Below are 26,181 nucleotides of genomic sequence, written 5' to 3'. Positions count from 1 at the left end.
ATGACCAAGCCGCAAAATCCGAAACCCGCAGCACCATTCTCCCGCAATCTCGTGCGAGCGATTTTGGTTCTGGCCGTCCTGCTGGTTCTGGCCGCGGGAGCTGCCTTTTATTACGCTTCTAAAGTTTCGAATAAGTCACGCCATGCAGACAGCGAAGGCAAAGTGCAGGTCGTCGTCAATGGCAAAAGCTGCGAGCCGAATGAGCTGACTGTTCCTGCGGGGCGCACAGTTTTTGAAATCATCAATAAGTCTGATCGTTCGGTTGAATGGGAAATCCTTGATGGCGTCATGGTTCTGGAAGAGCGCGAAAACATTGCTCCGGGCTTCAGGCAGACGCTTTCCGCCAAACTTTCGCCGGGCGAATATCAGATAACCTGCGGACTGCTGTCCAATCCGCGTGGCAAGCTGATTGTCACACCATCCGCAAGCAGTGAGGTAGAGAAGGCTAAGCTACCTCTGACTGCTTTTCTTGGTGCATTGGCTGAATATCAAATTTATCTAGCTACCGAAGTAGCCGAATTCCAAAAGGCTGTTGCAACCCTTTCCCATGCCGTTTCCAGCGGCAATCTTGAAGCGGCACAGGCAGCTTATGCACCAGCACGCGAAGCCTATGCGCGTATAGCGCCAGTTTCCGAAGCTTTTTCCGATCTGGACACATCAATCAATGCCCGCGCTGATTTCTTTGAAAAGCGTGAGCAGGACCCGGCCTTTGGTGGGCTGCATCGCATCGAATATGGCCTATTTGCACAGAAATCACTGGATGGCCTTCAACCCGTTACACTCAAGCTTGTTGAGGATGCCACCGGTTTGAAGGATCGTATTCGCGCATTGCGCATTTCACCGGACCGTATTTTGGCTGGCACATCATCTGCACTTAATCGCTTTGCATCGACTGCTGGCGATGTTGGTGATGATCGTTATGCGCATACGGATTTGCAGGTTTTTGGTGGCCTTGTTCAAGGTTCCGCAAAGACAGCAGATATATTGCGCCCGATTGTCATCAAGGTCGAGCCCAAGGCTTTTGAGGAAGTTGACGCGCAGCTTGCAGCTGTCAACGCGTTGCTGACAGCCGATAATGACAAAGCCTATGATACGCTTTCTTCTGAGGACAAGACAAAAATTAAGGAAAGTGCGACAGCGCTTGCCGACCAGTTTTCAAAACTCCGCGACCAACTTGGACTAGACTAATGACCAGAAAATTTTTGAAAAATGATAATTCTGACAATAGCAAACCATCCTCGCCATTGCGCCGGGCCCTTTTGCTTGGAGCAGGTGCAACAGGTGTAGCGGGCGTTCTTGCGCCGCAGACCGCCAGCGCGCTTTCATCGGCTAATACTCTTTCTAGCGAAAGCGTAACCAATGCGCCGGAAAGCGATAAGCTGCACGAAAGCCAATCGTTTTATGGTGTACATCAACCGGGTATCGTAACGCCACGCCCTGCAACAGGTCTCGTTGCCTCGTTCGATGTTCTGGCGCGTGATCGCGCTGAACTAGAGCGCATGTTCCGTCTTTTGACAGAACGCACGGCCTTTCTTATGAAAGGTGGAGAGCCGCCTGTGCTCGATCCGAAATTTCCACCAGCCGATTCAGGCATTCTCGGACCGCATGTCACGCCCGACAATCTGACCATCACAGTTGGCCTTGGCAATTCGCTTTTTGATGATCGTTTCGGATTGAAGCCACACAAGCCCAAGCAACTCCAGCGCATGACGGGTTTTCCCAATGATGCGTTGCAGAAGGATTTGTGCCACGGCGATCTGGTCATTCAGTTCTGCTCAAACACGGCCGATACCAATATTCATGCGCTGCGTGACATTATGAAGAATCTGCCTGATCTTCTGATGGTGCGCTGGAAGCAGGAGGGCTCGGTGCCAGTGCAGCCGCCGCATTCGCCAAAAGCCAAGGAAAGTGCGCGCAATTTCTTAGGCTTCCGCGATGGTTCGGCCAATCCTGATGCGGCAGACAAAGCCCTGATGGACCGTGTTGTCTGGATAGGTCCGGACAAACATGAGCCTGAATGGGCAACAAACGGCAGCTATATGGCTGTGCGTCTTATCCGCAATTTTGTCGAGCGCTGGGATCGCACACCGTTGCAGGAACAGCAGACGATTTTTGGCCGTCACAAGGATAGCGGCGCGCCGTTTGACGGCAAGACCGAAGGCGATGTGCCTAATTATTCCAAGGATCCGGAAGGCAAGGTCACGCCGATGGATTCTCACATTCGGCTGGCCAATCCACGTGATGCCGATGCCGAACAACATCTGATTTTACGCCGCCCATTCAACTATTCTAATGGAGTCTCGAAGTCCGGCCAGCTCGATATGGGGCTGCTGTTCATCGCTTATCAGGCCGATCTAGAAAAGGGCTTTATCACTGTTCAGAAGCGCCTCGATGGCGAACCTCTGGAGGAGTATATCAAGCCGATTGGCGGCGGCTATTTCTTCTCGCTACCCGGCGTGAAAGATCAAAATGACTTTTATGCACGAGCACTCCTGCAGGCGAGTGGGCCGCAGAATGCGCGTGGGTAAAGTCTTAATTACCACGGAGAGGTAAGCATGAAATATCGTCTGCCATTGCTCGCGTCGGCTTGTGTCGTCGCTATGTCTTTAAGTTTCGGTACTGCGAAAGCTGAAGTGTCGCCACTTGATCTTGTTCAGCCAATTGCTGATTACAAGATTTATGTTCAGGATAATCTGGATATACTGGTGAAAGACACCAAGGCTTTCACCGACGCCATCAAGGCTGGTGATTTGGAAAAGGCAAAAGAGCTTTATCCATCCTCGCGCGTTTCCTATGAAAAGATCGAGCCGATTGCCGAGCTTTTTGCAGACCTTGACGCTTCGATCGACAGCCGCGCTGACGATCACGAAGATGCGGAAAAGTCGGAAGATTTCACCGGTTTCCATCGCCTTGAATATGGGCTTTTTGCGCAGAATTCGACCGAAGGTCTGACACCAATCGCGGATAAGCTTTATGCCGACGTTGTTGAGCTTCAGAAGCGTGTTAAGGATATGACGTTCCCACCTGAAAAGGTTGTCGGTGGTGCCGCGGCTTTGATGGAAGAAGTGGCTGCGACCAAGATTTCTGGCGAAGAAGACCGTTATAGCCACACTGACATCTGGGACTTCCAGGCCAATGTCGATGGTTCGCAAAAAATCGTCGAACTGTTCCGTCCGCTGATCGAAAAGGAAAATCCAGAGCTTCTGAAGAAGTCGGATGCGAATTTCAAAACCGTCAATGATATTCTTGCCAAATACAAGAAGGGCGATGGCTATGAACTATACGACAAGCTGACGGACGAAGATCGCAAGGTCATGGCTGGCGCAATCACCACGCTTGCGGAAGACCTTTCGACCCTTCGCGGCACACTTGGCCTTAACTGATTAAATCGGATCAAAACGCACTCTGATGGCGGGGGAACCCGCCATTTTTGATTTGCTGGGTTATGCCGATAAACGCAGCTTAATTTCCGCATTGAGAAGAATACGGCTTTCAGACTGTAAAGGTTCACTACCGGCAGTCGTTTCGCCAAGTGTACGAAACAAAAGCTCAATTGCCAGCCGCCCAATCTCATTGTAATCCTGCGCCACCGTGGTGAGTGGCGGGCAAGTATATTCCGAAAGCGGATTGTTATCATGACCGGCAACGCGAATATCGCAGTCATTCAACCGACCCACTTTCAAACCAGCTTGCCAGAGTGCCGAGATAACGCCAAAGGCGATGCGGTCATTCGAACATAAAATTGTGCTCGTCGGAAATTTGCCTTTCTCACGCAAATAACGCGATGCCTGTTCAAAGGCATATTGCTCAAAATCCCAGCTGCGGCTTTGTTCAAGTTCGACAATCTTTGGTTCGAATCCGAGCTTTTCCATTGCCGTGCAATAAGCTTCCTGACGCTTGATCGCGTTGTTATTGACGACCGGCATTGAAAAATAGCATGGCTCGGTTCCAGACCGGCAAAGATAATCCACGATCAGATGAAACGATTTTGCGTTGTCTGTACCGACAAATGGTGAAGTGCAGTCAAGTGGTGAATCAACGTAAACAATTGGCACATCTTCCGAGAGGCGCATGAGTGCTGAGTGTTGTGACTGCTCGCCAAGCGGTGCTATAATAGCACCGGCCACATTGAGCGAACGCAACGTTTCTATCGCCTCTTTTTCCAGTTCCGGCTTCCCGTCAGATGATAACACAATTGCAAGATAGCCTCGCTTTTCTGCGAGTGTTTGCAACCTACGGGTCATCGCCATGTAGAAGTGATCAAGCTGATTGGGAATGATAATTCCCAGAATTGTCGTGCGTCGACGATTAAGGTTCACCGCGAAAAGATTTGGCCGGAACCCTGACTGCATTACTGCAGTCTCAATGAGCGCACGGGTCTTGGGGCGCACAGAATCCGGGTCGTTAAAATACTTTGAAACCGTCGGACGAGACAGCCCTACGAACTCGGAGAAATCTTCCATAGTGCGAATATTTTTGCGCACGTTTTTTGTCCTGTCCGTCATTCTATGTTCTGCGCTCGCTTGGCTTCGTGGCCGCTTATATCGGTCAGCTTCAAGCTTGATGTGGTGTTTTTACGCACTTTTCTTGATGCAAAATATCAATCAATATTTCGCATAAATAAAAGCAAATTCAGTTATTTATATCTTTTTATCTCGCAATGCTGTTGTTGCCTGCGAGATAAATTTAAACTGTCAAAGGTCAGTTGAAACGTCAAGCGGACAATTGATTTCACACTGATAGATGCAGTGAATTTCCAGATGTGTTAAACTTCAACTCGAAAGAGCCCTATATTTTGAGCGAGTAAAAAATCGTTCGCGAGAGAGTTCGAAAGCCGCAAAACTTTTGACTAAAAACAGAAATTAAAAACCATGCTTGACAAGGAGCGGATCGACGCGCGATAAATTTTACACATGTAAGAAATTTGCTATGCTTTCGTAAAGGAGGAGACGAGATGCGAACCAAATCTTTTATTACCGGGCTTATTGCCTCGGTGGCGGGTGGAGTGATCATGGCAAACACGGCTTCGGCCGAGGAGTTGACCATTGCGACCGTCAACAATGCCGACATGATCATCATGCAGAAGCTGTCATCGGAGTGGGAGAAGGAAACCGGTAACAAGCTGAACTGGGTTGTGCTGGAAGAAAACGTTCTGCGCCAGCGCGTAACGACTGACATTGCGACCAAGAGCGGTCAGTTCGATATTATGACGATTGGTGGCTATGAAGCGCCGATCTGGGGCAAGGCAGGATGGCTACTGGAAGTCGATGATCTTGGCGACGATTATGATTATGACGACCTGATCAAGCCTGTTCGTGCAGGTCTTACAGTCGATGACAAGTTATATGCAGTGCCATTTTATGCAGAAAGCTCTTTCACGCTCTATCGTAAGGATCTGTTTGACGCTGCCGGTTTGACGATGCCGGATGAGCCGACTTATGAGCAGATCAAGGAATTTGCGACCAAGCTCACTGACAAGTCGAAAGAGCAGTATGGTCTCTGCCTGCGCGGAAAGCCGGGTTGGGGCGAAAACATGGCCTATATTGGTACGCTCGTGAATACCTCTGGTGGTCGTTGGTTTGATGAGCAGTGGAAACCGCAGATCAATTCTGATGAATGGAAAAAAGCAGTCAACTTCTACGTTGATCTGATGAAAGAAGCAGGCCCTCCCGGGATTACATCAAACGGATTTAACGAAAATCAAGCGTTGTTCTCTACCGGCCATTGCGCGATGTGGATCGATGCGACTTCTGCGGCTGGGCGTATCTATGACAAAACGCAAAGTCAGGTTGCCGACAAGGTTGCTTTCACGAAAGCGCCTGTGGACGTGACGCCAAACGGTTCTGCATGGGCGTGGTCGTGGAACCTCGCGATCCCTGCATCAACTAGCAAAGCGGAAGCCGCAAAGTCGTTTCTCAAATGGGCAACCTCTAAGAAGTATGTCGATTTGGTCGGTGAAAAAGAAGGTTGGGTTGCTGTTCCTCCGGGCACACGGCAGTCGACCTATGCTAACGAGAACTACAAAGAGGCAGCACCTTTTGCCGAAACTGTTCTCACTGCAATCGAGTCAGCTGATCCGACCAAGCCCACCAAGGATCCCGTTCCTTACACCGGCATTCAGTTCGTAGCGATCCCTGAGTTCCAAGCAATCGGTACTATTGTCGGCCAGGCAATTTCTTCGGCGGTTGCGGGTCAGCAGAGCGTGGATGCGGCTCTTGATGGCGCACAGCGTCAGGCAGAGCAGATCATGACACAGGCCGGTTACATCAAGTAAGCCGACATATGCCAATGGCCTGCTGCTCTCATCTTTGAGCAGCAGGTTGAATCTTCGCAAGCTCTTATTGGAGTGAGAGAATGCGCGGGAAGGGAGGGGCATTTTATGCCATCTAGCAACGTTGCCGTAGCCAGCACCAAATCTCGGTTTGCACAAAAATCACGCCGCAGCATTCGCACCGGCCCTCTTCTGGCACCCGCAGTTATTGTACTGCTGTTGTGGATGATAGTCCCACTGGCGATGACGCTCTGGTTTTCGTTTCAATATTACAATCTGATCAACCCTTTCGTGACTGGCTTTGCCGGTGTGTCGAATTACAAGTTTCTTCTTTCCGATCCGAGTTTGTGGTCGGCTATCGCCAATACATTGATCCTGCTTGGATCAGTTTTGATAATATCCATCGCATTGGGCGTGCTGTTCGCGGTGATTTTTGATCAGGACTTTTTTGGCAAGAACATTGCGCGACTTCTGGTCATTGCACCGTTCTTTGTGATGCCTACTGTGTCGGCACTGATCTGGAAAAACCTGCTGATGCATCCGGTCAATGGCTTTTTTGCCTTCGTCTCGCGTAGCTTAGGCTTGCCGGTTATCGATTGGTTTTCACAATTTCCCATGGCGTCGATCATTATGATCGTTTCGTGGCAATGGGTGCCGTTTGCTACGCTTATTCTGATGACTGCCATGCAATCACTGGATCGTGAGCAAATGGAAGCTGCACGCCTTGATGGTGCCAAGGGACCTGCGCTATTTTATTACATCATTTTGCCGCATCTGCTACGCCCGATCTCGGTTGTAATCATGATCGAGACGATTTTTCTTCTCTCGATTTTTGCAGAAATTCTGGTCACCACGTCGGGTGGGCCAGGTATTGCCACCACCACGCTTACCTATTTCATCTACCTGAAAGCGCTCCTGCAATGGGATATTGGCGGCGCATCTGCGGCTGGCGTCATTGCCATCGTTCTGGCGAATATCGTCGCGATTTTCCTCATCCGCACCGTTGCGCGCAACCTGGATACTTAGGAGGCTAAGATGGCTGGTAAACGTAAATTCAACAAAGCCACAGTCTTTGCCGGTATTATTGGCTGGGCAGTTGCGCTTTTGATGTTCTTTCCGATTTTATGGATGTTGCTGGCATCATTCAAAACGGAAATTGATGCGGTGGCACCGCCAAAACTGTTCTTTTCGCCTACTCTTGAAAATTTTGAAGCGGTTAATCAACGTGCCAATTATTTCCGCTATGCAATGAACAGTGTCGTGGAAAGTCTCGGTGCAACAATACTTTCGCTGATTATTGCCGTGCCTGCTGCTTATGCTGCGGCTTTCTTTCCGGGAAAGCGCACCAAAGATCTCCTGTTATGGATGTTATCAACCAAAATGCTTCCTGCCGTTGGCGTGCTGGTGCCAATTTATCTGCTGGCTCGCGATAGTGGTTTGCTTGATACCCGCACGGGGCTTATTCTAATCTTCACGCTCTCCAATTTGCCGATTGTTGTGTGGATGCTCTATTCTTTCTTTAAGGAAGTGCCGCATGAAATTCTTGAGGCAAGCCGTATGGACGGTGCAAAAGTTGGCCAGCAAATCCGTTACTTGCTGCTGCCATTGAGCCTGCCCGGCATCGCGTCGACAGCGCTTCTTTCAATCATTCTTTGTTGGAATGAAGCTTTCTGGAGCCTCAATCTGACGGCTTCACAGGCAGCTCCTTTGACAGCTTTTATCGCGTCATTCTCATCGCCGGAGGGGCTTTTCTGGGCAAAACTCTCGGCGGCTTCCACGCTCGCCATCGCGCCAATTCTTGTCTTTGGTTGGATTACGCAGCGCCAGCTGGTGCGCGGTCTCACCTTCGGCGCAGTGAAATAAGGGAAAATCCATGGCTACGCTATCTTTCCACAACGCAACCAAATCCTATGGCAATGTCGATGTGATCCGCGGCGTCGATCTCAATATTGAGGACCGGGAGTTCGTGGTTTTTGTTGGTCCTTCTGGATCCGGTAAGTCCACACTTCTGCGCATGATTGCAGGTTTGGAAGAAATCACTGGCGGCGATTTGATGATTGATGGTCACCAGTGCAATGAGGTGCCGCCTGACGAACGTGGTCTGGCGATGGTATTTCAAACCTACGCTCTCTACCCGCATATGAATGTGCGCGATAATATGGGTTTCGCGCTTAAACTTGCAGGTATCGCGAAGAATGAGCGTGACCGTAAAGTTGAAGAAGTAGCTAAAACGCTGCAACTTGACAAATTGCTGGATCGCAAGCCGCGCCAGCTTTCGGGTGGTCAGCGTCAGCGTGTCGCCATTGGACGAGCCATGGTGCGCGAGCCGAAGATTTTCCTCTTCGATGAACCTCTCTCAAATCTTGACGCAGCGCTGCGTGTTCAGATGCGCATTGAACTTGCGCGTCTACATGATCGGCTCAAAGCAACTATGATTTATGTGACACATGATCAGGTTGAAGCGATGACGCTTGCCGACAAGATCGTCGTGCTGCGCGACGGAAAAGTGGAGCAAGTCGGTTCACCGCTTGAGCTTTATCATCATCCTGTCAATCGCTTTGTTGCCGGGTTTATTGGCTCTCCGACCATGAATTTTATCGACGTTAAGGTCAAATCCGTACAGAGCGATGGTGTCACTGTCGAACTCAGCAACGCTAAAAGCATAACCGTTCCGGTTAAGGCAGAAGGCGTTGATGCAGGAGGATCGCTGGTTCTCGGTATTCGTCCTGAACATCTTCATCCGGCGACAGATGGCATTCTCGACGGTGAAATCATGGTGGTCGAACGCCTTGGGGGTGAGACATATCTCTATGTGCAGAACCCGGCTGCAAATGATTTAATTGTTGCCGAAGCCGGTGGCGGCAGCACCGCACGCACACATGAAACCGCCAATCTTGGGTTTAACCCTGCTGATGCGCATCTTTTCAAATCTGATGGTCTGGCGCTTGAACGCCGTGAGCGTCATGCGCTTTTATTGTCGGAAAAGAAAACGCACCGTTGATTTTATTGAAATAGCTCTTCCGGAGAATACTTCATGAGACTGAAAGACAAGGTTGCCCTCATCACTGGTGCTGCGCGTGGTATCGGGCTTGGTTTTGCCGAAGCCTATGCGCGTGAGGGCGCAAAAGTCATCATCGCCGACATCAATATTGAGCGTGCGGAAGAAGCAGCGCGCGGTCTGGGAAGTGCGGTAAAGGCGGTCAAGCTTGATGTTACCAACCTTGCTGACATTGAAAAAATCGTAGGTGAAATCGATAAGGACTATGGCGGCATCGATATTCTGGTCAACAATGCCGCGATCTTCGACATGGCACCGATCAATGCAATCACCGAAGACAGCTATGATCGCGTGCTTGGCATCAATCTCAAAGGGCCGCTTTTCATGATGAAAGCGGTGTCGAATGTGATGATCGAACGCGGTCGTGGTGGCAAGATTATCAATATGGCAAGCCAGGCTGGTCGTCGCGGCGAGGCACTCGTCACCCTCTATTGCTTGTCGAAAGCTGCGATTATTTCTGCCACCCAGTCCGCCGCGCTGGCACTCGTCAAACACAATATTCAGGTCAATGCAATTGCACCGGGTGTTGTCGATGGCGAACATTGGGATGTGGTGGATGCAAATTTTGCCAAATGGGAAGGTTTGAAACCCGGCGAGAAGAAAGCCGCCGTTGCGAAATCCGTACCTTTTGGACGTTTTGCAACGCCGGAAGATTTGACGGGAATCGCGATTTTTCTCGCTTCTTCCGAAAGCGATTACATTCTCGCCCAGACCTTTGGCGTCGATGGCGGAAACTGGATGGCTTAAGCCATTTTTAGGTGCAGAAATGAAAGCCATATATTTTACAGGGCACGGTGTAGCGGAGCTAGCCCAACTCCCCGACCCTGAGCTGAAACCCGGACATGCCTTGATTGACGTGAAGGCGTCTGGCCTCTGTCACACTGACATTGATGTGCTTCATGGTCGTTATGGTTCAAGCGCGTTTCCGCTTGTGCCGGGTCATGAATATGCGGGTGTCGTGATCGCGGTAGCGGAAGACGTGACTAATGTGAAGCTGGGGGATCGTGTTGCGGTCGACCCGAACATTCCCTGCGGGCATTGTCGGGCGTGCCAGAAGGGACTCACCAATCTCTGTGCAGAACTCAAAGCCTATGGTGTCACGCATAATGGCGGCTTTGCAGATAAAAGCGTTGTGAATGCGCAGCATTTGCATCCGATAGGCAATCTGCCTTTCGATGTGGCGGCTCTTGCCGAACCGCTGGCCTGCGTTCTTAATGGTCTTGGCGCGGCAGAGCTGAAAACTGGCCAGCAAGGAACTGGAAGCGCATTGGTTTTTGGGGCAGGGCCGATCGGCCTGCTGCTGGCACTCTCGCTTAAAGCGCAAGGTGTTGCGAAGGTTGCGGTTGCCGATATTAATGAGCATCGGCTTGCCTTCACTGAAAGCCTCGGCCTAGAACCTGTTGTTTCAGGCTCAGCAGAGCTTGACGCGCGCAAGAAGAGCTTTGATTTCGTGGCTGACGCAACGGGCATTGCCAAGGTCGCAGAAGGCATGGTCAGTTTTACGGCAGATGGTGGTACGGTGCTGGTGTTTGGTGTTTGCGCACCCGATGCACGCATCTCGGTAGCACCATTTGAAATCTTCCGCCGCCAGATACGCATTGCCGGTTCGCACTCGCTTAATCGTAATATTCCGCAAGCGCTCGAAATTCTTCATAAAGATAAGGGCGAAATGGCGCGTCTTGTGTCACATCGGTTGCCGATTGAGGAAATGCTGCCGTTCTTCACAAAACAGGGCACTGATCCTGCTACGATGAAGGTCCAGTTCGTTCCGGCTTGATTTGAGGAGGAGGTTTCATGACCAAACTTACGCACGCTAATTTGCCCAGCATTACGAAAGTTCAGAAGCCCGGCTACGATCTTGCCGCATTAAAACCCGGCATTGTGCATTTTGGCGTTGGTAATTTTCACCGTGCGCACCAAGCTGTTTATCTTGATGATTTGTTTGGTTTGGGGCTTGATCACGACTGGGCTTTGGTTGGCGCGGGTGTGCGGGCCAGCGACGACGCCATGCGCGATACGCTGAAAGCTCAGGATTGGCTGACCACCGTCGTCGATCAGGAAGCTGAACATTCAGAAGCGCGCGTGACGGCTTCGATGATCGATTATGTAACGATCTCGACGGACGAGGGCCGAAAGGCGCTGATGGATTATCTCACGTCGCCAGATATTCGCATTGTGTCGATGACGATCACTGAGGGCGGTTATTATATCGATCCGGCAAGCCAGCATTTTGATGCCGCGCATCCTGATATTGTCTATGACGGCGTTCATGTCGATAAGCCGAATACCGTCTTTGGTCTAATTGTGCAGGCACTGAAACTGCGCAAAGCAGCCGATGTCGAGCCCTTCACAGTGATGTCTTGCGATAATATTCCGGGCAATGGGCATGTTACGGAAGATGCAATTGTCGGCCTTGCCAAGCTTAGCGATCCGGAATTTGCGGACTGGGTTTCAGCCAATGTGGCTTTCCCGAATTCCATGGTTGATCGCATTACGCCTGCAACAGGCGCACGCGAGCGCGAAATCGCTTTAAAAGAATTTGAAGTTGAAGATGGCTGGCCGGTTTTCTGCGAAGGTTTCAAGCAATGGGTGGTGGAGGACAAGTTTCCGACTGGACGGCCAAGGCTGCATAAAGTGGGCGTGATCTTTTCCGATCAGGTCGACGCTTATGAGCTGATGAAAATCCGTATCCTCAACGGCGGACATGCGGCGATTGCCTATCCGGGTGGGCTGCTCGACATTCATTTCGTTCATGAAGCGATGGAGCATCCACTGATCCGGCAATATCTGGAAAAGCTCACCAAGGAAGAAATCATTCCCGAAGTGCCGCCGGTTCCAAATACGGTTCTAGAAGACTATCGCCTGCTTATCGACAAGCGTTTTGCTAATCCGAAGATTGGCGACACAATACGCCGCCTGTGCCTTGATGGTTCCAACCGTCAGCCTAAGTTTATTCTTCCGACGGTTTCAGATAGACTTGCCAAAGGCCATTCGGTCACGGGCCTTGCACTGGTATCCGCTCTATGGTGCCGCTATTGCTACGGAACTACGGACAGCGGCGCGGTGATCGAACCGAATGACCCGTCATGGGATCGCCTGGTAAAGCAGGCGGCACTCGCCAAGGACGAACCGGCGCACTGGCTCGAAATGACCGATATTTTTGGCTCGCTTTCGCAACATCCCGTCTATGTGGAAGCTTTCTCTGCGGCGCTCAAACGGATATGGCTGGATGGAGCAGCCAAAACGCTCGAACGCTATCTGGCGAACGAGGGGCTATAAAATCTACAATGCGCCCGGATAGACTCTAACCGGGCGGTTGTCTTTGACGGATTCCATCACAACAAAGGTGGAAGTGCTTGCTACATTCGGCAGGCTTGAGATTTTTTCGCCCAGCACCTCGCGGTAACGTCGGATGTTGGGCGTTCGTACTTTCAGCAGATAGTCGAACGAGCTTGCGATCATGTGGCATTCTTCGACTTCGCGTATCTTGCGCACCGCAACGTTAAAGGCGGTGAGGGCCGCTTCGCGCGTGTCCGATAATTTCACGGTTGTAAAAGAGATATGATCAAGGCCTAGTTTTTCGGGGTCAATCGCTGCGCGGAAGCCGATAATATAGCCCTCATCGATCAATCGTTTGACGCGTGCCTGACACGGTGTCTTGGAAAGACCGACTTTTTTTGACAACTCGGTCATAGCAATGCGACCATCATCGCTCAGTACTTCAAGAATGCGGCGATCGAACTGATCCAGATCGTCTAAAGAGTCTATCTTTCGCATTCAAATTGCCTCTTGAAGTCGCTTTAATAGGATCGAATTGCCTTTATATGGATCAAATGAAGGAAGAATGCAATTTGCACCAGTGATAGTGTGCGACCACATAGAGCGCATCCCGAAAAGTGTGAGACGGTTTTCGGAAAAGATGCGCTTAAAAAAAGAATGAGAGCGCCGATCTGATATAATCAGATCGAAATGCGCTCGAAAGCATAGTTGAATTGGGCTTAAGCCTGTTTTTGCGAGCATTGCACCATGACTGATAAGCTAACCACCAACGCTACTCCTGTGTTCCAGAATTTCGCGCCGCCAATTCGCGTACAGACGCCGTTGCGCAAGGCAATCACCGATGCCTATCGTCGGCCAGAAGCCGAATGCGTGACAGCAATCGTTCAGCAGGCGACCCTGCCGGAAGAAACGGCGAAACAGGTGCGCGAAACGGCGCGCAAGCTGATCGAAGCCCTGCGTGCCAAGCATAAGGGCACGGGCGTTGAAGGTCTGGTGCATGAATATTCGCTGTCGAGCCAGGAAGGCGTGGCGTTGATGTGCCTTGCCGAAGCGCTGCTGCGTATCCCGGATATGGCAACGCGTGATGCGCTGATCCGTGACAAGATTTCAAATGGCGACTGGAAGTCGCATGTCGGCGGCGGTCGCTCGCTGTTCGTTAATGCTGCAACCTGGGGGCTTGTTGTTACCGGCAAGCTCACCAACACTGTCAATGACAGCGGCCTTTCGGCAGCGCTTACGCGCCTGATCGCCCGTTGTGGTGAGCCGGTCATCCGTCGCGGTGTGGATATGGCCATGCGTATGATGGGCGAGCAGTTCGTCACGGGCGAAACCATCGATGAAGCACTCAAGCGTGCTAAGTCGCTTGAAGAGCGCGGCTTCCGTTATTCCTATGATATGCTTGGTGAAGCTGCCACGACTGCGGCCGACGCAGAACGTTATTACAAGGATTACGAGACTGCGATCCACGCGATCGGCCGCGCTTCCGCTGGCCGTGGCATTTATGATGGTCCCGGCATTTCGATCAAGCTTTCAGCACTGCATCCGCGCTATGTTCGCGCGCAAAGCGAACGTGTTATGAGCGAATTGCTGCCAAAGGTGAAGGAGCTCGCAGCCCTTTCCAAGCAGTATAATATCGGCCTCAATATCGATGCGGAAGAAGCAGATCGTCTTGAGCTTTCGCTTGATCTTCTGCAGAGCCTGATTGAAGATCCTGATCTGGCTGATTGGGAAGGCATCGGTTTCGTGGTGCAGGCCTATGGCAAGCGCTGCCCGTTTGTACTTGATTTCATTATCGATCTTGCTCGTCGCAACAATCGTCGTGTCATGGTTCGTCTCGTTAAGGGCGCTTACTGGGATGCCGAAATCAAGCGTGCGCAGGTTGATGGCCTTGAAGATTTCCCGGTCTACACCCGCAAGGTTCATACCGACGTTTCCTACATTGCTTGCGCGGCCAAATTGCTTGGCGCCCGCGATGTGATCTTCCCGCAGTTTGCAACGCATAATGCGCAGACGCTTGCCACGATCTATCATCTGGCAGGCCCGGACTTCAAAACCGGCTCTTATGAATTCCAGTGCCTGCATGGCATGGGCGAGCCGCTTTATGACGAAGTCGTCGGTGCATCGAAGCTAGGTCGTCCAGCCCGCATTTATGCGCCGGTTGGTACTCATGAAACGCTGCTGGCCTATCTGGTTCGTCGTCTGCTCGAAAACGGTGCGAACTCTTCCTTCGTCAATCGCATTGGCGACAAGAGCGTGTCGGTTGATGAACTGATTGCCGATCCTGCGGAAGTCGTTCGTTCGATGGCCGTTGTCGGTGCACGTCACGACCAGATCAGCCTTCCTGAAGGCCTTTATGGCATTCGCAAAAATTCGGTGGGATTTGACCTTTCCAATGAAGAACAGCTGGCAGAATTGAGCGAAACGCTCAAAGCCAATGCTACGCGCGCCTGGACTGCGGAACCGCAGGTTGTGGGAAGCAAGGTTAAGGGTGAGAGCCGTCCGGTTCTGAACCCCGGCGATCATTCCGATGTCGTGGGTACGGTTACGGAAATCGCCGCCGACGATGTTGCGCAAGCAATGAAAGCGGCTGAGAAGGCTGTTGCAAGCTGGTCTCACGTTTTGCCTGCTGATCGTGCAGCCTGCCTTGATCGCGCTGCCGACATCATGCAGCGTGAAATGGCAGAACTTCTCGGTCTCATCATGCGTGAAGCTGGCAAGTCCATGCCAAACGCGATTGCAGAAGTGCGCGAAGCTATCGACTTCCTGCGTTATTATGCCGAACAGACCCGCCGCACGCTGGGCGTTGCACACAAGCCGCTTGGTCCAATTGTCTGTATCAGCCCGTGGAACTTCCCGCTGGCAATCTTCACCGGCCAGATTGCAGCAGCGCTAGTTGCAGGCAATCCGGTTCTGGCAAAGCCTGCTGAAGAAACCCCGCTCATCGCTGCACAGGGCGTGCGTATTCTGCATGAAGCTGGCATTCCTGCTGATGCTTTGCAGCTACTGCCGGGTGATGGCCGTATAGGTGCAGCCCTTGTTGCAGCACAGGAGACCTGTGGTGTGATGTTTACCGGCTCGACCGAAGTTGCACGTCTTATTCAGGCGCAGCTTGCGTCGCGTCTGCTGCCTAATGGTAAGCCGATCCCGCTGATTGCTGAAACCGGCGGGCAGAATGCCATGATCGTGGATTCGTCCGCTCTTGCCGAGCAGGTCGTGTTCGACGTGATTGGCTCAGCTTTCGATAGCGCCGGACAGCGTTGTTCGGCCCTGCGCGTTCTTTGCCTGCAGGAAGATGTTGCTGATCGCATTCTGACTATGCTCAAAGGCGCGCTCAAGGAACTGTCCATTGGCCGTACCGATAAGCTGAAAGTTGATATTGGCGCCGTAATTACTGCTGAAGCCAAGGACATCATCGAAAAGCACGTTCAGACGATGCGCGATATGGGTCGTAAGGTGGAGCAGCTTCCGCTTGGACCTGAAACCGGGAAAGGCACTTTCGTTGCTCCAACCATCGTCGAGATTGACAGTCTGCGCGATCTGAAGCGTGAAGTGTTTGGTCCGGTTCTGCATGTTGTACGCTACAAGCGTAACGACATGGACAGCCTGATCGATGACATTAATGCTACCGGCTATGGCCTGACCTTTGGTCTGCATACGCGACTTGATGAAACGATTGCTCATGTTGCTGATCGCATCCGCGTTGGTAACATCTACATCAACCGCAACGTTATCGGTGCAATTGTGGGCGTCCAGCCTTTCGGGGGCCGTGGTCTGTCCGGCACGGGTCCGAAGGCTGGCGGTCCGCTCTATCTCGGTCGCCTTGTTGAAACTGCGCCAATCCCGCCGCGCATGGCTTCGGTTCACAGCGATCCAGCGCTCAATGATTTCGCAAAATGGCTCGGTAATCGCGGCATGAATGAACTGGCGCAGGCCGCTCGTGAAACCGGCAGTGCTTCTGCACTTGGTTTAAATATCGAGCTTCCGGGTCCGGTTGGTGAACGCAATCTCTATGCGCTTCATGCGCGTGGTCGTATTCTTCTGGCTCCACAGACTGAATCCGGCCTTTATCGTCAGCTGACTGCCGCACTTGCCACCGGCAACGAGGCCATCATTGATGAGGCGTCGGGTCTGCGCAATGTTCTGAAGGGCTTGCCTTCAAGCGTCGCTGCGCGTGTTGTCTGGACGAAAGACTGGCAGGCAGATGCGCCTTTCGCCGGTGCGCTTGTTGAAGGTGAGGGCGAGCGCCTCATCGATATTAACAAGAAGCTGGCAGCACTTCCCGGTCCGCTCGTGCTGACACAGGCTGCAACCTCGGCGCAGTTGGCACAAAATGCAGATTGCTATTGCCTGAGCTGGTTGCTGGAAGAGGTTTCGACCTCTATCAACACCACTGCTGCAGGCGGAAATGCCAGCCTGATGGCCATCGGCTGATAGGTCTTTACATGAGTGAGACTGAGGCGACCTTCGCGTCGCCTTTTTCGTTTTTGTGCATCGTTGCAAGGCTGTGCAGAAACAGAATGATTAAATCGTTTCTATAATTTTCAGAATAAAATTTATAAAAGTTGATTGACACATCAGATTAAAAGGCAAAGACTATGCACAGGCTTGCAAAAAGCTGCAGCGTGGAGGCGCTGCAAAACAAATGAGTTAGAGCGCGGATTGGATTCACGCCGATCTCAGTTGCTCTAAAGGGAGGAATAATGATGCGTTCAGCACTTATGGCCGCGGCTTTTGCCGCTGGCGTTTCATCATTTGCGGTTTCGGCACAAGCTTCTGGTAATCTCAATCTTATCTGTTCGGCAGATGTCGTGATCTGTGAGCTGATGAAGAACACATTTGAGAAAGATACCGGTATCAAGGTCAATATGGTTCGTCTGTCATCTGGTGAAACCTATGCCAAGGTGCGTGCTGAAGCGCGTAACCCGAAGACAGACATCTGGTGGGCTGGCACAGGAGATCCACATCTGCAAGCCGCTTCAGAAGGTCTGACGCTCGAATATAAATCGCCAAAGCTCGATGAACTGCAGGATTGGGCAAAAAAGCAGGCTGAAAGCTCTGAGTTTCGCACTGTCGGCGTGTATGCCGGTGCGCTTGGATGGGGCTACAACACAGATATTCTCAGCAAGAAGGGCCTGAAAGAGCCGCTTTGCTGGGCTGACCTGCTCGATCCGTCCTATAAGGGCGAAATCCAGATGGCCAATCCAAACTCTTCCGGCACCGCCTATACGGCGCTTGCCACACTTGTTCAGCTGATGGGCGAGGATGAAGCCTTTGATTATATGGCAAAGCTCAATTCTAATGTTTCGCAATATACCAAGTCAGGTTCAGCACCGGTAAAGTCAGCGGCGCGTGGTGAAAACGGCATCGGAATCGTGTTCATGCATGATGCGGTTGCGATGACTGCGGAAGGCTTTCCGATTAAATCGGTCGCCCCTTGCGAAGGCACGGGTTATGAAATCGGCTCCATGTCGATCATCAAGGGTGCCCGCAACCTCGAAAACGCCAAGAAATGGTATGACTGGGCTCTGACAGCAGACGTGCAGTCGAAGATGAAGGATGCGAAATCCTTCCAGCTTCCTTCCAACAAGAACGCTGAAGTCCCGAAAGAGTCACCTCGCTTTGAAGACATCAAGCTGATCGACTACGACTTCAAGACGTATGGCGAACCGACCAAGCGCAAGGAAATCCTTGACCGCTGGGATAAGGAAATCGGAGCAAAGGCCAATTAAAACATAGCCGCATCTGCGGTAAGCAATCCTTCATTTTTATCGACCTTCCGCCGGTTTTTCGGCGGAAGACGATGAATTGCATCCACTTTGCAGGCCATGAGCAAAAAAGCGGATAGAGTATGAAACAACATAATCGACGGCTTGATATAGTTCTGGCGCTGGCTTTGGTGGCGTTCCTTATCCTGCCTTGGTATCGCATTGAGCATGGGTTTTTCAGTTTCAACTGGCTTGAAGGGATTTTTAGTCAGGCGGAAGATGCTCCCGGTATTCTGCAAATATTCGTTTACGGCCGGCCATGGCTTGCTGTTATTGCAGTGCTGATGCTCGTTTGTGGTTTTGCTCGCTTTGCAATGTCTGCCGAAAAACGCACGTCCGTTTTGATCGGTGCAAGCCTTCTCGGCGCTGGACTTCTTGCATTGCAAGGATTGGCCATTGGTTTCACAGGCTGGAACTGGGCCTTTAGCGAGACACTTTTCGGTCAGCTAGCCGATGGACAACCAGCTTTTGGTGTAGGTGCCGTCCTGACTGGCCTTTGTTTTCTGCTGATATTCTCGTTCGCTCTTGCCGAACGGGGTGTGATGAAAGGAGATGCTTTTGTCGTCTCCTCCATCACTCTGCTGGTGGCGCTTGTAAGCGTCTTTGTATTCTATCCGATTTTAAGCATGTTTGGCGCTTCCGTTCAGGATTTTGACGGTTCCTTCAAGCCGGATGGTTTCATTGCAAATATACAGGACTCTTCGATCTGGAGCCTTGCTTGTGTGATCGGCGATGGGCGTTGCGGTGTGGCATGGCGCACGCTTTGGCTCGCACTTATGACTGCCTCGGGTTCAACCCTTTTGGGGCTGGCTTTTGCACTTGTTGCAACACGTACAGGATTTCCGTTCAAGAAGGGCCTGCGTATTCTAACGGTGTTGCCGATCATCACGCCACCATTCGTTATCGGTCTGGCGCTAATTTTGCTGTTTGGTCGCGCCGGAGTAGTGACAGAGCAGATTTCAAACATTTTTGGCGTTGAGCCGGGCCGCTGGCTTTATGGTCTCACAGGCATCTGGATTGCACAGGTGTTGTCATTCACGCCCATCACATTTCTGGTTCTAATCGGTGTCGTTGAAGGTGTATCGCCTTCTATGGAAGAGGCATCACAGACTTTACGTGCTGACCGCTGGCGTACTTTCAACCGTGTTTCACTGCCGTTGATGGCGCCGGGACTGGCCAATGCATTTTTGATCGCCTTTATCGAAAGCATGGCCGATTTCGGCAATCCTATGGTGCTGGGTGGCAGCCATGGCGTGTTGTCGACCGAAATCTTCTTTGCCGTGGTTGGAGCTCAAAATGACCCGTCGCGTGCTGCGGTTCTGGCGATTGTGCTGCTTTGCTTCACGTTGTCGGCGTTCCTCATACAGCGCCTTTGGTTGTCGGGTAAAAACTTTGCAACCGTGACCGGCAAGGGCGATTCCGGTATGCACGCCGGATTGCCACGCGGGTTGAAGATCGGCGTTTATGCAATGGTCATTCCATGGATGATCTTCACCGTCGTTGTTTATATCATGATCCTTGTCGGCGGTTTTGTACGCACTTGGGGTCTCGATAATTCGCTCACATTCGATCATTATCGCCGTGCTTTCTCGGTGGCATGGACAGATAGCGGTTTTGCGTGGACCGGTGTTGCTTGGAACTCTTTCTGGACGACAATGGAAATATCGCTGATCTCGGCCCCGCTTACCGCCGCAGTCGGCCTGCTTACCGCTTATCTCATCGTGCGGCAGCGTTTCTTCGGACGTAACGTGTTTGAGTTTGCGCTGATGCTGAGCTTCGCCATTCCCGGAACGGTCATCGGTGTCAGCTACATCCTGGCGTTCAATTTGCCGCCGCTCGAAATGACCGGTACGGCGCTGATCCTGATTGCGTGTTTCGTGTTCCGTAATATGCCTGTGGGAGTGCGCGGTGGCATCGCCGCCATGAGCCAGCTCGACAAAAGCCTTGATGAAGCATCACTGACACTGCGCGCGGGGAGCTTCCGAACCATACGCAAGGTTATTCTGCCGCTTTTGCGGCCTGCCATCACTGCGGCTCTGGTTTATTCATTCGTTCGAGCAATCACATCCATCAGCGCTGTCATCTTCCTCGTCTCGGCAGAATACAACATGGCAACTTCCTATATTGTTGGCCTTGTCGAGAATGGCGAGTTTGGCGTCGCAATTGCCTATTCCTCGGCGCTGATTGTCGTGATGGTTGTTGTGATTGCGCTCTTTCAGCTGCTTGTGGGCCAACGCAAATTACGGCGTGAAAATCGCGTCGCAGCCCTCACGCCCGTCAAAACCGTTCAACAGGAGAAAGCCGCATGACTGTGATCCGTCCCGGCTCCGTTACCTTTCAAAACGTAACCAAGAAGTTCGGCAATTTCACTGCCCTGCCGGATTTGTCCCTCACTGTTCAACCCGGCACGCTTGTCACGCTGCTTGGGCCGTCGGGTTGCGGGAAGACCACAACGCTTCGTTTGTTGGCGGGGCTTGAGCATCCCACATCGGGTCGTATTCTAATCGGTGGCAAGGATGTGACCATGCTTCCTGCCAATGAGCGTGACGTATCGATGGTGTTCCAGTCCTATGCGCTGTTTCCGCATATGAGTTCACTTGATAATGTTGCTTATGGGCTTGAATCTTCCGGTTTGAAGAAAAAGGAAGCGCGCGAACGCGCAGAAGAAGGGCTGAAACTTGTAGGCCTCGCCGGGATGGGGCATCGTCTGCCAGCCGAACTTTCTGGCGGGCAGCAGCAGCGCGTTGCCGTTGCGCGCGCATTGGTGCTGGAGCCACAGGTCCTTCTGCTTGATGAGCCGCTTTCCAATCTGGATGCTCGATTGCGTCGTCGTGTGCGAACGGAAATCAGGGAATTGCAACAGCGGCTGGGTTTCACTGCCGTTTATGTTACCCATGATCAGGATGAAGCTTTGGCGGTTTCCGATACAATTATTGTCATGAAAGATGGCGATATAGCGCAGCAGGGCAGTCCGCGGGATTTGTATGAGTCTCCGGCATCAGCCTTTATTGCCGATTTTATGGGAGAGGCGAATGTGGTGCCGTGTGAAGTGATCAGCGTTGATGGAGGGCAGGCAACCATTCTTGTGGGCAATCTTGTTCATCGGCTCGCATCCCGCAATATCAAGCCGGGGCCTGCGCAATTGGCTGTTCGTCCAAACGCAGTGACCTTGCAGCCGCAGACGGGTGGGGATTTTGCAGGCCGCATTGCGCATTCTGCCTATCTTGGCGACCATATCGAATATGAAATCGAGACTGAGCATGGCAAGCTTTTCATCGTAGATCCGGCCGTCGAAGAAGCACTTGCTCCACTGACTGACGTGGCGATCCATTTCAAGCCGCGTGGCCTTGCCATCATCAACAATTGAGCGCATGAACCATGCGCCTTTATTCCCTCTGACTGGATACCAAGCATGACATCGGACATTTCAAAAGAGCTTGAAGCTCGGTTTAAGCTTGCGCAGGAAATTGCGCTTGAAGCAGGTGCAAAGGCACTCGATTACTTCAATCAGCGCGAAACTCTGGTTATTGAAACCAAGCGCGATCCGCAGGATGTGGTGTCAATTGCCGACCGCGATGTGGAGCAGCTTATTCGTGACCGCGTGGCGCATGCTTTTGCCGACGATGGTTTTCTCGGCGAAGAATACGGGTTGAATGAGGGTGCATCCGGTTATACTTGGGTGGTCGATCCGATTGATGGCACAAGCCCTTTCGTCAACGGAATGCCGAATTGGTGTGTTTCCATTGCGGTATTGAAAGATGGTGAGCCGGTCATTGGTGTCATTCAGGCACCCTGCTTTGATGAGTTGTACGCATCGGCCAAAGGGCAGGGCGCAACGCTCAACGGCAAGAAGCTGACGCTTGATGAAACGCGCAATATCCGCAATGCCGTCACTGGCATTGGTGCCAATAATTATGTGACGCCGCAGGTGGTGGCCACGATCGTCGAGGATCTGCTGGAAGCTGGCGGCACTTTCATCCGCAATGGCTCAGGCGCATTGATGCTGGCTTACGTCGCCGCCGGCAGGCTGGTTGGCTATTACGAGCCGTATATGCATGCATGGGATTGTATGGCTGGGTTCTGCCTTGTGCGCGAAGCAGGTGGCTATACGCATCCGTTCCCGACACAAGGTGAGCAGCTTACCAAGGGCAGCAAAGTTTTTGCCGCCGCACCCGGCGCAGTTGACGATCTTAAAAAGGTAGCAAAGCTTTAAACAGAATAAGCCCCGGAAATCCGGGGCTTATCTTTATGCGGATGGATTGTCGCGCTTATAGATCCAGTCGTGATCGGGATGATTTTTAAATCGCCATTTGCGGATCGGTCCGGCCATAACATTGAGATAATACATCTCATAACCATAGGGCGCGCCGCATGGGTGATGTCCCTTTGGCACGAGAACCACATCGCCGTCTGATACAGCCATGGTTTCATCAAGGCTTCCGTCCTCGGTGAAAACGCGCTGGATGCCATAGCCCTGCGATGGATTGAGGCGATGATAATAGGTTTCCTCAAGATAGGTCATATCCGGGAAGTTATCTTCATCATGCCGGTGCGGCGGATAAGATGACCAGTTGCCTTGCGGGGTAAAAACTTCAGTTACCAGAAGACTGTCGGCTACGTCGCGACCTTCCATAGCGATATTAAAAATGTTGCGGGTGTTGGCACCTTGTCCGCGTGTGTCGAAGGTGAGCCCTTCTGGCCCAAGCTTTTGCGCCTTACGGCCCGGTTGGCCGGGCGCTGTGCATACTGCGAGCACGCAATCGGTTGTCGCAACCGCGTCCCAGTCGCTTTCAGCAGGCACATAAAGACAATGCGGGGCAAGCTTTTCAAATACACTCATCCGCTCGCCCATTTCGCCGAAATCTTCGCCGGACGCTTTGAGCTTTGCCTTGCCTTCCACCAGAACCAGAATGGCTTCCCGATCGCATGTTTTCTCCGAAGCTGTTTCACCTGCTTTCAGACGATAAAGGCCAAAGCCGACGTAACCCCAATTGGCGCTTTCCGGTGTGATGTCGTGCACCTTGCCATGCGTGCTGCTCGGCTTGCGTAAAAGATTGGCCATTGCTCAGTCTCCTTTATCGAGTCCTGCTTCGCGTGCAAATGCTTTGAGGGATTTCAGTCCCAGCGACTGATATTCAAATGGATTGCGTACATCCGGGTCCTGTTCGGCTTCAATAACCAACCAACCCTGATAGCCATGTTCGGCAGCAATTCTGAGCACCGGCACAAAATCAACGCCGCCATCCTTATCGCCCGGAACAGTGAACACGCCGCGGCGTACACCCTCCAGAAAGGACAGGCTCTGGTCGCGTACCTGTGCCGCTATCGCCGGTCGGACATTCTTGGCATGGATATGCCGGACACGTTCCATATGGTTCTTTGCAACGCGTTCAGGATCACCGCCGCCAAACAGACAGTGACCCGTATCGAGCAGCAATTTGGCATGTGGGCCAGTATGTTTCATCAGCAGATCGATTTCGTCTTCGCTCTGAACGATTGTCCCCATGTGGTGGTGATAGACAAGGGCAATGCCTTGCGCGGCTGCATATTCGGCCAGTGCTTCAACGCCTGCGCCAAACTCTTCCCAGCGTGCTTCTTCAAGCATAGGGCGTTCCGAGAGTGGCTTATCATCGTCGCCGTGAATGGCGTTGGATGTTTCGCAGACAATGATGACCTTGCAGCCCATTGATTTCAGAAGATCAAGCGGCTCCTGTATGGCGAGCTTCTCTTCTTCGAGCGAGTTGGTCAGCAGATTGAGTGAATGCCAGCCGGAAATGTAACGCAGTTTGTGAGGTTCGAGTACTGCGTTAAGTTCCGCTGTAACTTGAGGAAATTTATGCCCTTTTTCAATTCCATCAAAGCCGATTCTAGCTGTTTCGTCGAGGCATTGATCAAGGCTGATATGCGCGCCGAGGTTGCGATCATCATCATTTGACCAGGCAATCGGGTTGGTGCCGTAGAGGATCATCGGTCAGTTTCTTTCTTTGATCTGGGCTTCATAATTTTCGCGTGCGGAGCGTACTTGGCCGCGGTCCGAAACTTCCGGCACAGCCACGTCCCACCACCAGCCGCCTGTTTCAGGCGTCGGATAAGGATCGGTATCGATGACGATAACTGTGGTGCGGGGGCTGTTGCGCGCTTCGGCCAGAGCATCTTCAAGTTCGCGGATAGAACCGACTTTCTTACTGTCGGCACCCATCGCACATGCATGGGCTGCGAAGTCGATGTTCGATGCATTCACATGGGTTGCGTGGTCGAGCAAATTGTTAAACTCGGCGCCGCCGGTCGCCATTTGCAAACGGTTGATGCAGCCATAACCGCGATTGTCGGTGAGGACGACGGTGATCTTGATGCCCATCATCACGGAGGTCGCAAGCTCGGAATTGGCCATCATGTAAGAACCGTCGCCGATCATCACGATCACGTCGCGGTCTGGTTCGGCCATCTTGATGCCCAGCCCACCGGCAATCTCATAGCCCATACAGGAGAAACCATATTCCATGTGATAGGACATAGGGCGTCCGGCTTTCCAGAGCTGGTGCAATTCGCCCGGCATTGTACCGGCAGCACACATGACAACTGTGTTGTCCTTTGCCTGTCGCTGGACTGCACCGATCACCTGCATGTCTGTGGGAAGCTGGTTGGCATCACCGGGAGCAGCTGTGGAACGGTCCGCTGCTTCAAACCAAAGTGCTTTAAGCGTGGTGTCGAGTGTACTGCGTTTGTAAGCTTTTAGTCCGTTTGAGAGTGTTTTTAGCGCAATTTTTGCATCTGCAACGAGTGAAATTGCGGCATTCTTGTGGCTATCATATGGCTGAACATTGACCGAGAGCAGCTTTCGGCCCGGATGCTTGAACAATGCCCACGAGCCGGTGGTGAAATCCTGAAAGCGTGTTCCCACCCCAATGACCAGATCAGCGCTTGCTGCAACTGCGTTTGCACTGTCTGCGCCAGTAACGCCGACCGGACCGAAATTGAGCGCATGATCCCACGGTAAAGCCGATTTGCCAGCCTGTGTTTCGATAACCGGAATGTTGTGGGTTTCTGCAAAACTTTTCAGTGCGTCATGGGCACCTGAATAATGTACGCCGCCGCCTGCAACGATAACCGGGGTCTTGGCAGCTTTGATTGCGGCAATTGCCGTTGCCAGTTCGTGTTCATCCGGGGGCGGTCGGCGCCAGTGCCAAACCTTTTGCGAAAAGAATTCTACAGGCCAGTCATAGGCTTCTGCCTGCACATCCTGACAAAAAGACAGCGTTACAGGGCCACAATCCGCAGGGTCGGTCATGGTGCGGAAGGCGCGAGGCAATGCCGTGAGAAGCTGTTCAGGACGGGTAATGCGGTCAAAATAGCGGCTGACCGGGCGAAAGCAGTCATTGACGCTCACTGTGCCATCGTTAAAATCCTCGATCTGCTGAAGAACCGGATCGGGGCCACGATTGGCGAAGACGTCGCCGGGGATAAACAGAACCGGCAGGCGGTTCACATGGGCGAGTGCCGCCGCTGTGACCATATTGGTTGCGCCGGGTCCGATGGAGGAGGTGACAGCGCAGGCGCGTTTGCGGCCGAGCTGCTTGGTATAGGCAATGGCTGCATGGGCCATCGTCTGCTCATTATGGCCGCGCCACGTCACAAGCTCATCGCGAATGCCGTAAAGGGCTTCTCCAATACCCGCCACATTGCCATGCCCGAAAATCGCCCAGACGCCGGCGATGAATGGTTCGCCGTCAGGTGTCATCTGGTTGGCAACATAGCGCACAAGAGCCTGTGCCGCTGTCAGTCGAACCGTCTTCATGTTTCCTCCCAGA

At 52.2% G+C, this 26,181-nt stretch carries 20 protein-coding genes; 15 read left to right on the top strand and 5 right to left on the bottom strand.

What is annotated here, in order from left to right:
- Genes efeO (CEV31_RS15310) through efeO (CEV31_RS15300) form a run of 3 tightly spaced genes read left to right on the top strand, consistent with a single transcriptional unit; the run spans nucleotide 1 to nucleotide 3,383 of the window.
- Nucleotides 1-1,188 carry an iron uptake system protein EfeO gene (gene efeO, locus CEV31_RS15310; RefSeq protein WP_094508044.1) on the top strand — a complete coding sequence of 396 codons (1,188 nt, stop codon included), beginning with the start codon at nucleotides 1-3 and terminating at the stop codon, nucleotides 1,186-1,188.
- Nucleotides 1,188-2,528 (top strand): iron uptake transporter deferrochelatase/peroxidase subunit, encoded by a 1,341-nt coding sequence (efeB, locus tag CEV31_RS15305; RefSeq protein ID WP_094508042.1) that lies wholly within the window; start codon nucleotides 1,188-1,190, stop codon nucleotides 2,526-2,528. Before efeO (CEV31_RS15310) ends, efeB begins: the two co-directional genes overlap by 1 nt.
- Nucleotides 2,529-2,555: 27 nt before the next feature.
- On the top strand, nucleotides 2,556-3,383 hold the full coding sequence (efeO, locus tag CEV31_RS15300; RefSeq protein WP_094508040.1) for an iron uptake system protein EfeO: 828 nt from the start codon (nucleotides 2,556-2,558) through the stop codon (nucleotides 3,381-3,383).
- Nucleotides 3,384-3,443: 60 nt separating this feature from the next.
- On the opposite strand, the gene CEV31_RS15295 is transcribed toward efeO (CEV31_RS15300), so the two are convergent.
- The gene (locus CEV31_RS15295; RefSeq protein ID WP_094508038.1) at nucleotides 3,444-4,463 is read right to left on the bottom strand and encodes a LacI family DNA-binding transcriptional regulator; all 1,020 of its coding nucleotides are present in this window, start codon (nucleotides 4,461-4,463) and stop codon (nucleotides 3,444-3,446) included.
- 491 nt (nucleotides 4,464-4,954) lie between these two features.
- On the opposite strand from CEV31_RS15295, the gene CEV31_RS15290 reads away from it, so the two are divergent.
- The 7 genes from CEV31_RS15290 to CEV31_RS15260 all read left to right on the top strand — a co-directional run bounded on the left by CEV31_RS15290 (nucleotide 4,955) and on the right by CEV31_RS15260 (nucleotide 12,608).
- Nucleotides 4,955-6,274, top strand: coding sequence for an ABC transporter substrate-binding protein (locus CEV31_RS15290; protein ID WP_094508036.1), 1,320 nt, complete (start codon nucleotides 4,955-4,957; stop codon nucleotides 6,272-6,274).
- A 105-nt stretch (nucleotides 6,275-6,379) separates the two neighbouring features.
- The gene (locus CEV31_RS15285) at nucleotides 6,380-7,297 is read left to right on the top strand and encodes a carbohydrate ABC transporter permease (protein WP_094508033.1); all 918 of its coding nucleotides are present in this window, start codon (nucleotides 6,380-6,382) and stop codon (nucleotides 7,295-7,297) included.
- 9 nt (nucleotides 7,298-7,306) lie between these two features.
- Nucleotides 7,307-8,134, top strand: a complete 828-nt coding sequence (locus CEV31_RS15280) for a carbohydrate ABC transporter permease (protein ID WP_094508031.1) — start codon at nucleotides 7,307-7,309, stop codon at nucleotides 8,132-8,134.
- A 10-nt stretch (nucleotides 8,135-8,144) separates the two neighbouring features.
- Nucleotides 8,145-9,272, top strand: a complete 1,128-nt coding sequence (locus CEV31_RS15275; RefSeq protein WP_094508029.1) for an ABC transporter ATP-binding protein — start codon at nucleotides 8,145-8,147, stop codon at nucleotides 9,270-9,272.
- Nucleotides 9,273-9,305: 33 nt separating this feature from the next.
- On the top strand, nucleotides 9,306-10,076 hold the full coding sequence (locus CEV31_RS15270) for an L-iditol 2-dehydrogenase (RefSeq protein ID WP_094508027.1): 771 nt from the start codon (nucleotides 9,306-9,308) through the stop codon (nucleotides 10,074-10,076).
- Nucleotides 10,077-10,095: 19 nt separating this feature from the next.
- Nucleotides 10,096-11,106, top strand: coding sequence for a zinc-dependent alcohol dehydrogenase family protein (locus tag CEV31_RS15265; RefSeq protein WP_094508586.1), 1,011 nt, complete (start codon nucleotides 10,096-10,098; stop codon nucleotides 11,104-11,106).
- A gap of 17 nt (nucleotides 11,107-11,123) precedes the next feature.
- Entirely contained in the window at nucleotides 11,124-12,608 is a 1,485-nt protein-coding gene (locus tag CEV31_RS15260; protein WP_094508025.1) for a mannitol dehydrogenase family protein, read from the top strand.
- Nucleotides 12,609-12,611: 3 nt separating this feature from the next.
- On the opposite strand, the gene CEV31_RS15255 is transcribed toward CEV31_RS15260, so the two are convergent.
- A complete protein-coding gene (locus CEV31_RS15255) occupies nucleotides 12,612-13,106 on the bottom strand; it encodes an Lrp/AsnC family transcriptional regulator (RefSeq protein WP_094508023.1) in 495 nt (164 codons plus the stop codon).
- A gap of 249 nt (nucleotides 13,107-13,355) precedes the next feature.
- On the opposite strand from CEV31_RS15255, the gene putA reads away from it, so the two are divergent.
- The 5 genes from putA to CEV31_RS15230 all read left to right on the top strand — a co-directional run bounded on the left by putA (nucleotide 13,356) and on the right by CEV31_RS15230 (nucleotide 22,586).
- The gene (putA, locus tag CEV31_RS15250; RefSeq protein ID WP_094508021.1) at nucleotides 13,356-17,039 is read left to right on the top strand and encodes a trifunctional transcriptional regulator/proline dehydrogenase/L-glutamate gamma-semialdehyde dehydrogenase; all 3,684 of its coding nucleotides are present in this window, start codon (nucleotides 13,356-13,358) and stop codon (nucleotides 17,037-17,039) included.
- Nucleotides 17,040-17,311: 272 nt separating this feature from the next.
- Nucleotides 17,312-18,337, top strand: coding sequence for an ABC transporter substrate-binding protein (locus tag CEV31_RS15245; protein ID WP_094508584.1), 1,026 nt, complete (start codon nucleotides 17,312-17,314; stop codon nucleotides 18,335-18,337).
- 119 nt (nucleotides 18,338-18,456) lie between these two features.
- Nucleotides 18,457-20,682 carry an ABC transporter permease gene (locus CEV31_RS15240; protein WP_094508018.1) on the top strand — a complete coding sequence of 742 codons (2,226 nt, stop codon included), beginning with the start codon at nucleotides 18,457-18,459 and terminating at the stop codon, nucleotides 20,680-20,682.
- Complete coding sequence (locus CEV31_RS15235; RefSeq protein ID WP_094508016.1) at nucleotides 20,679-21,740, top strand: ABC transporter ATP-binding protein; 1,062 nt, start codon at nucleotides 20,679-20,681, stop codon at nucleotides 21,738-21,740. The genes CEV31_RS15240 and CEV31_RS15235 overlap by 4 nt, the downstream gene beginning before the upstream one ends.
- Before the next feature lie 45 nt (nucleotides 21,741-21,785).
- The gene (locus CEV31_RS15230) at nucleotides 21,786-22,586 is read left to right on the top strand and encodes an inositol monophosphatase family protein (protein WP_094508014.1); all 801 of its coding nucleotides are present in this window, start codon (nucleotides 21,786-21,788) and stop codon (nucleotides 22,584-22,586) included.
- A gap of 33 nt (nucleotides 22,587-22,619) precedes the next feature.
- Here CEV31_RS15230 and iolB read toward each other — a convergent pair whose 3' ends face one another.
- From iolB to iolD, 3 genes are read right to left on the bottom strand one after another with little or no spacing between them, the layout of a single operon-like run.
- Nucleotides 22,620-23,435, bottom strand: coding sequence for a 5-deoxy-glucuronate isomerase (iolB, locus tag CEV31_RS15225; RefSeq protein WP_094508012.1), 816 nt, complete (start codon nucleotides 23,433-23,435; stop codon nucleotides 22,620-22,622).
- A 3-nt stretch (nucleotides 23,436-23,438) separates the two neighbouring features.
- Entirely contained in the window at nucleotides 23,439-24,341 is a 903-nt protein-coding gene (gene iolE / locus CEV31_RS15220) for a myo-inosose-2 dehydratase (protein ID WP_094508010.1), read from the bottom strand.
- Between the two features lie 3 nt (nucleotides 24,342-24,344).
- Complete coding sequence (gene iolD, locus CEV31_RS15215; protein ID WP_094508008.1) at nucleotides 24,345-26,168, bottom strand: 3D-(3,5/4)-trihydroxycyclohexane-1,2-dione acylhydrolase (decyclizing); 1,824 nt, start codon at nucleotides 26,166-26,168, stop codon at nucleotides 24,345-24,347.
- Nucleotides 26,169-26,181 lie beyond the last annotated feature (13 nt).

Origin of the sequence: Brucella thiophenivorans (genome assembly GCF_002252445.1) — a bacterium.
Lineage (GTDB): Bacteria > Pseudomonadota > Alphaproteobacteria > Rhizobiales > Rhizobiaceae > Brucella > Brucella thiophenivorans.
Note: the sequence above shows the minus strand (reverse complement) of the source record. Positions and strands in the feature narration are given on the sequence as shown.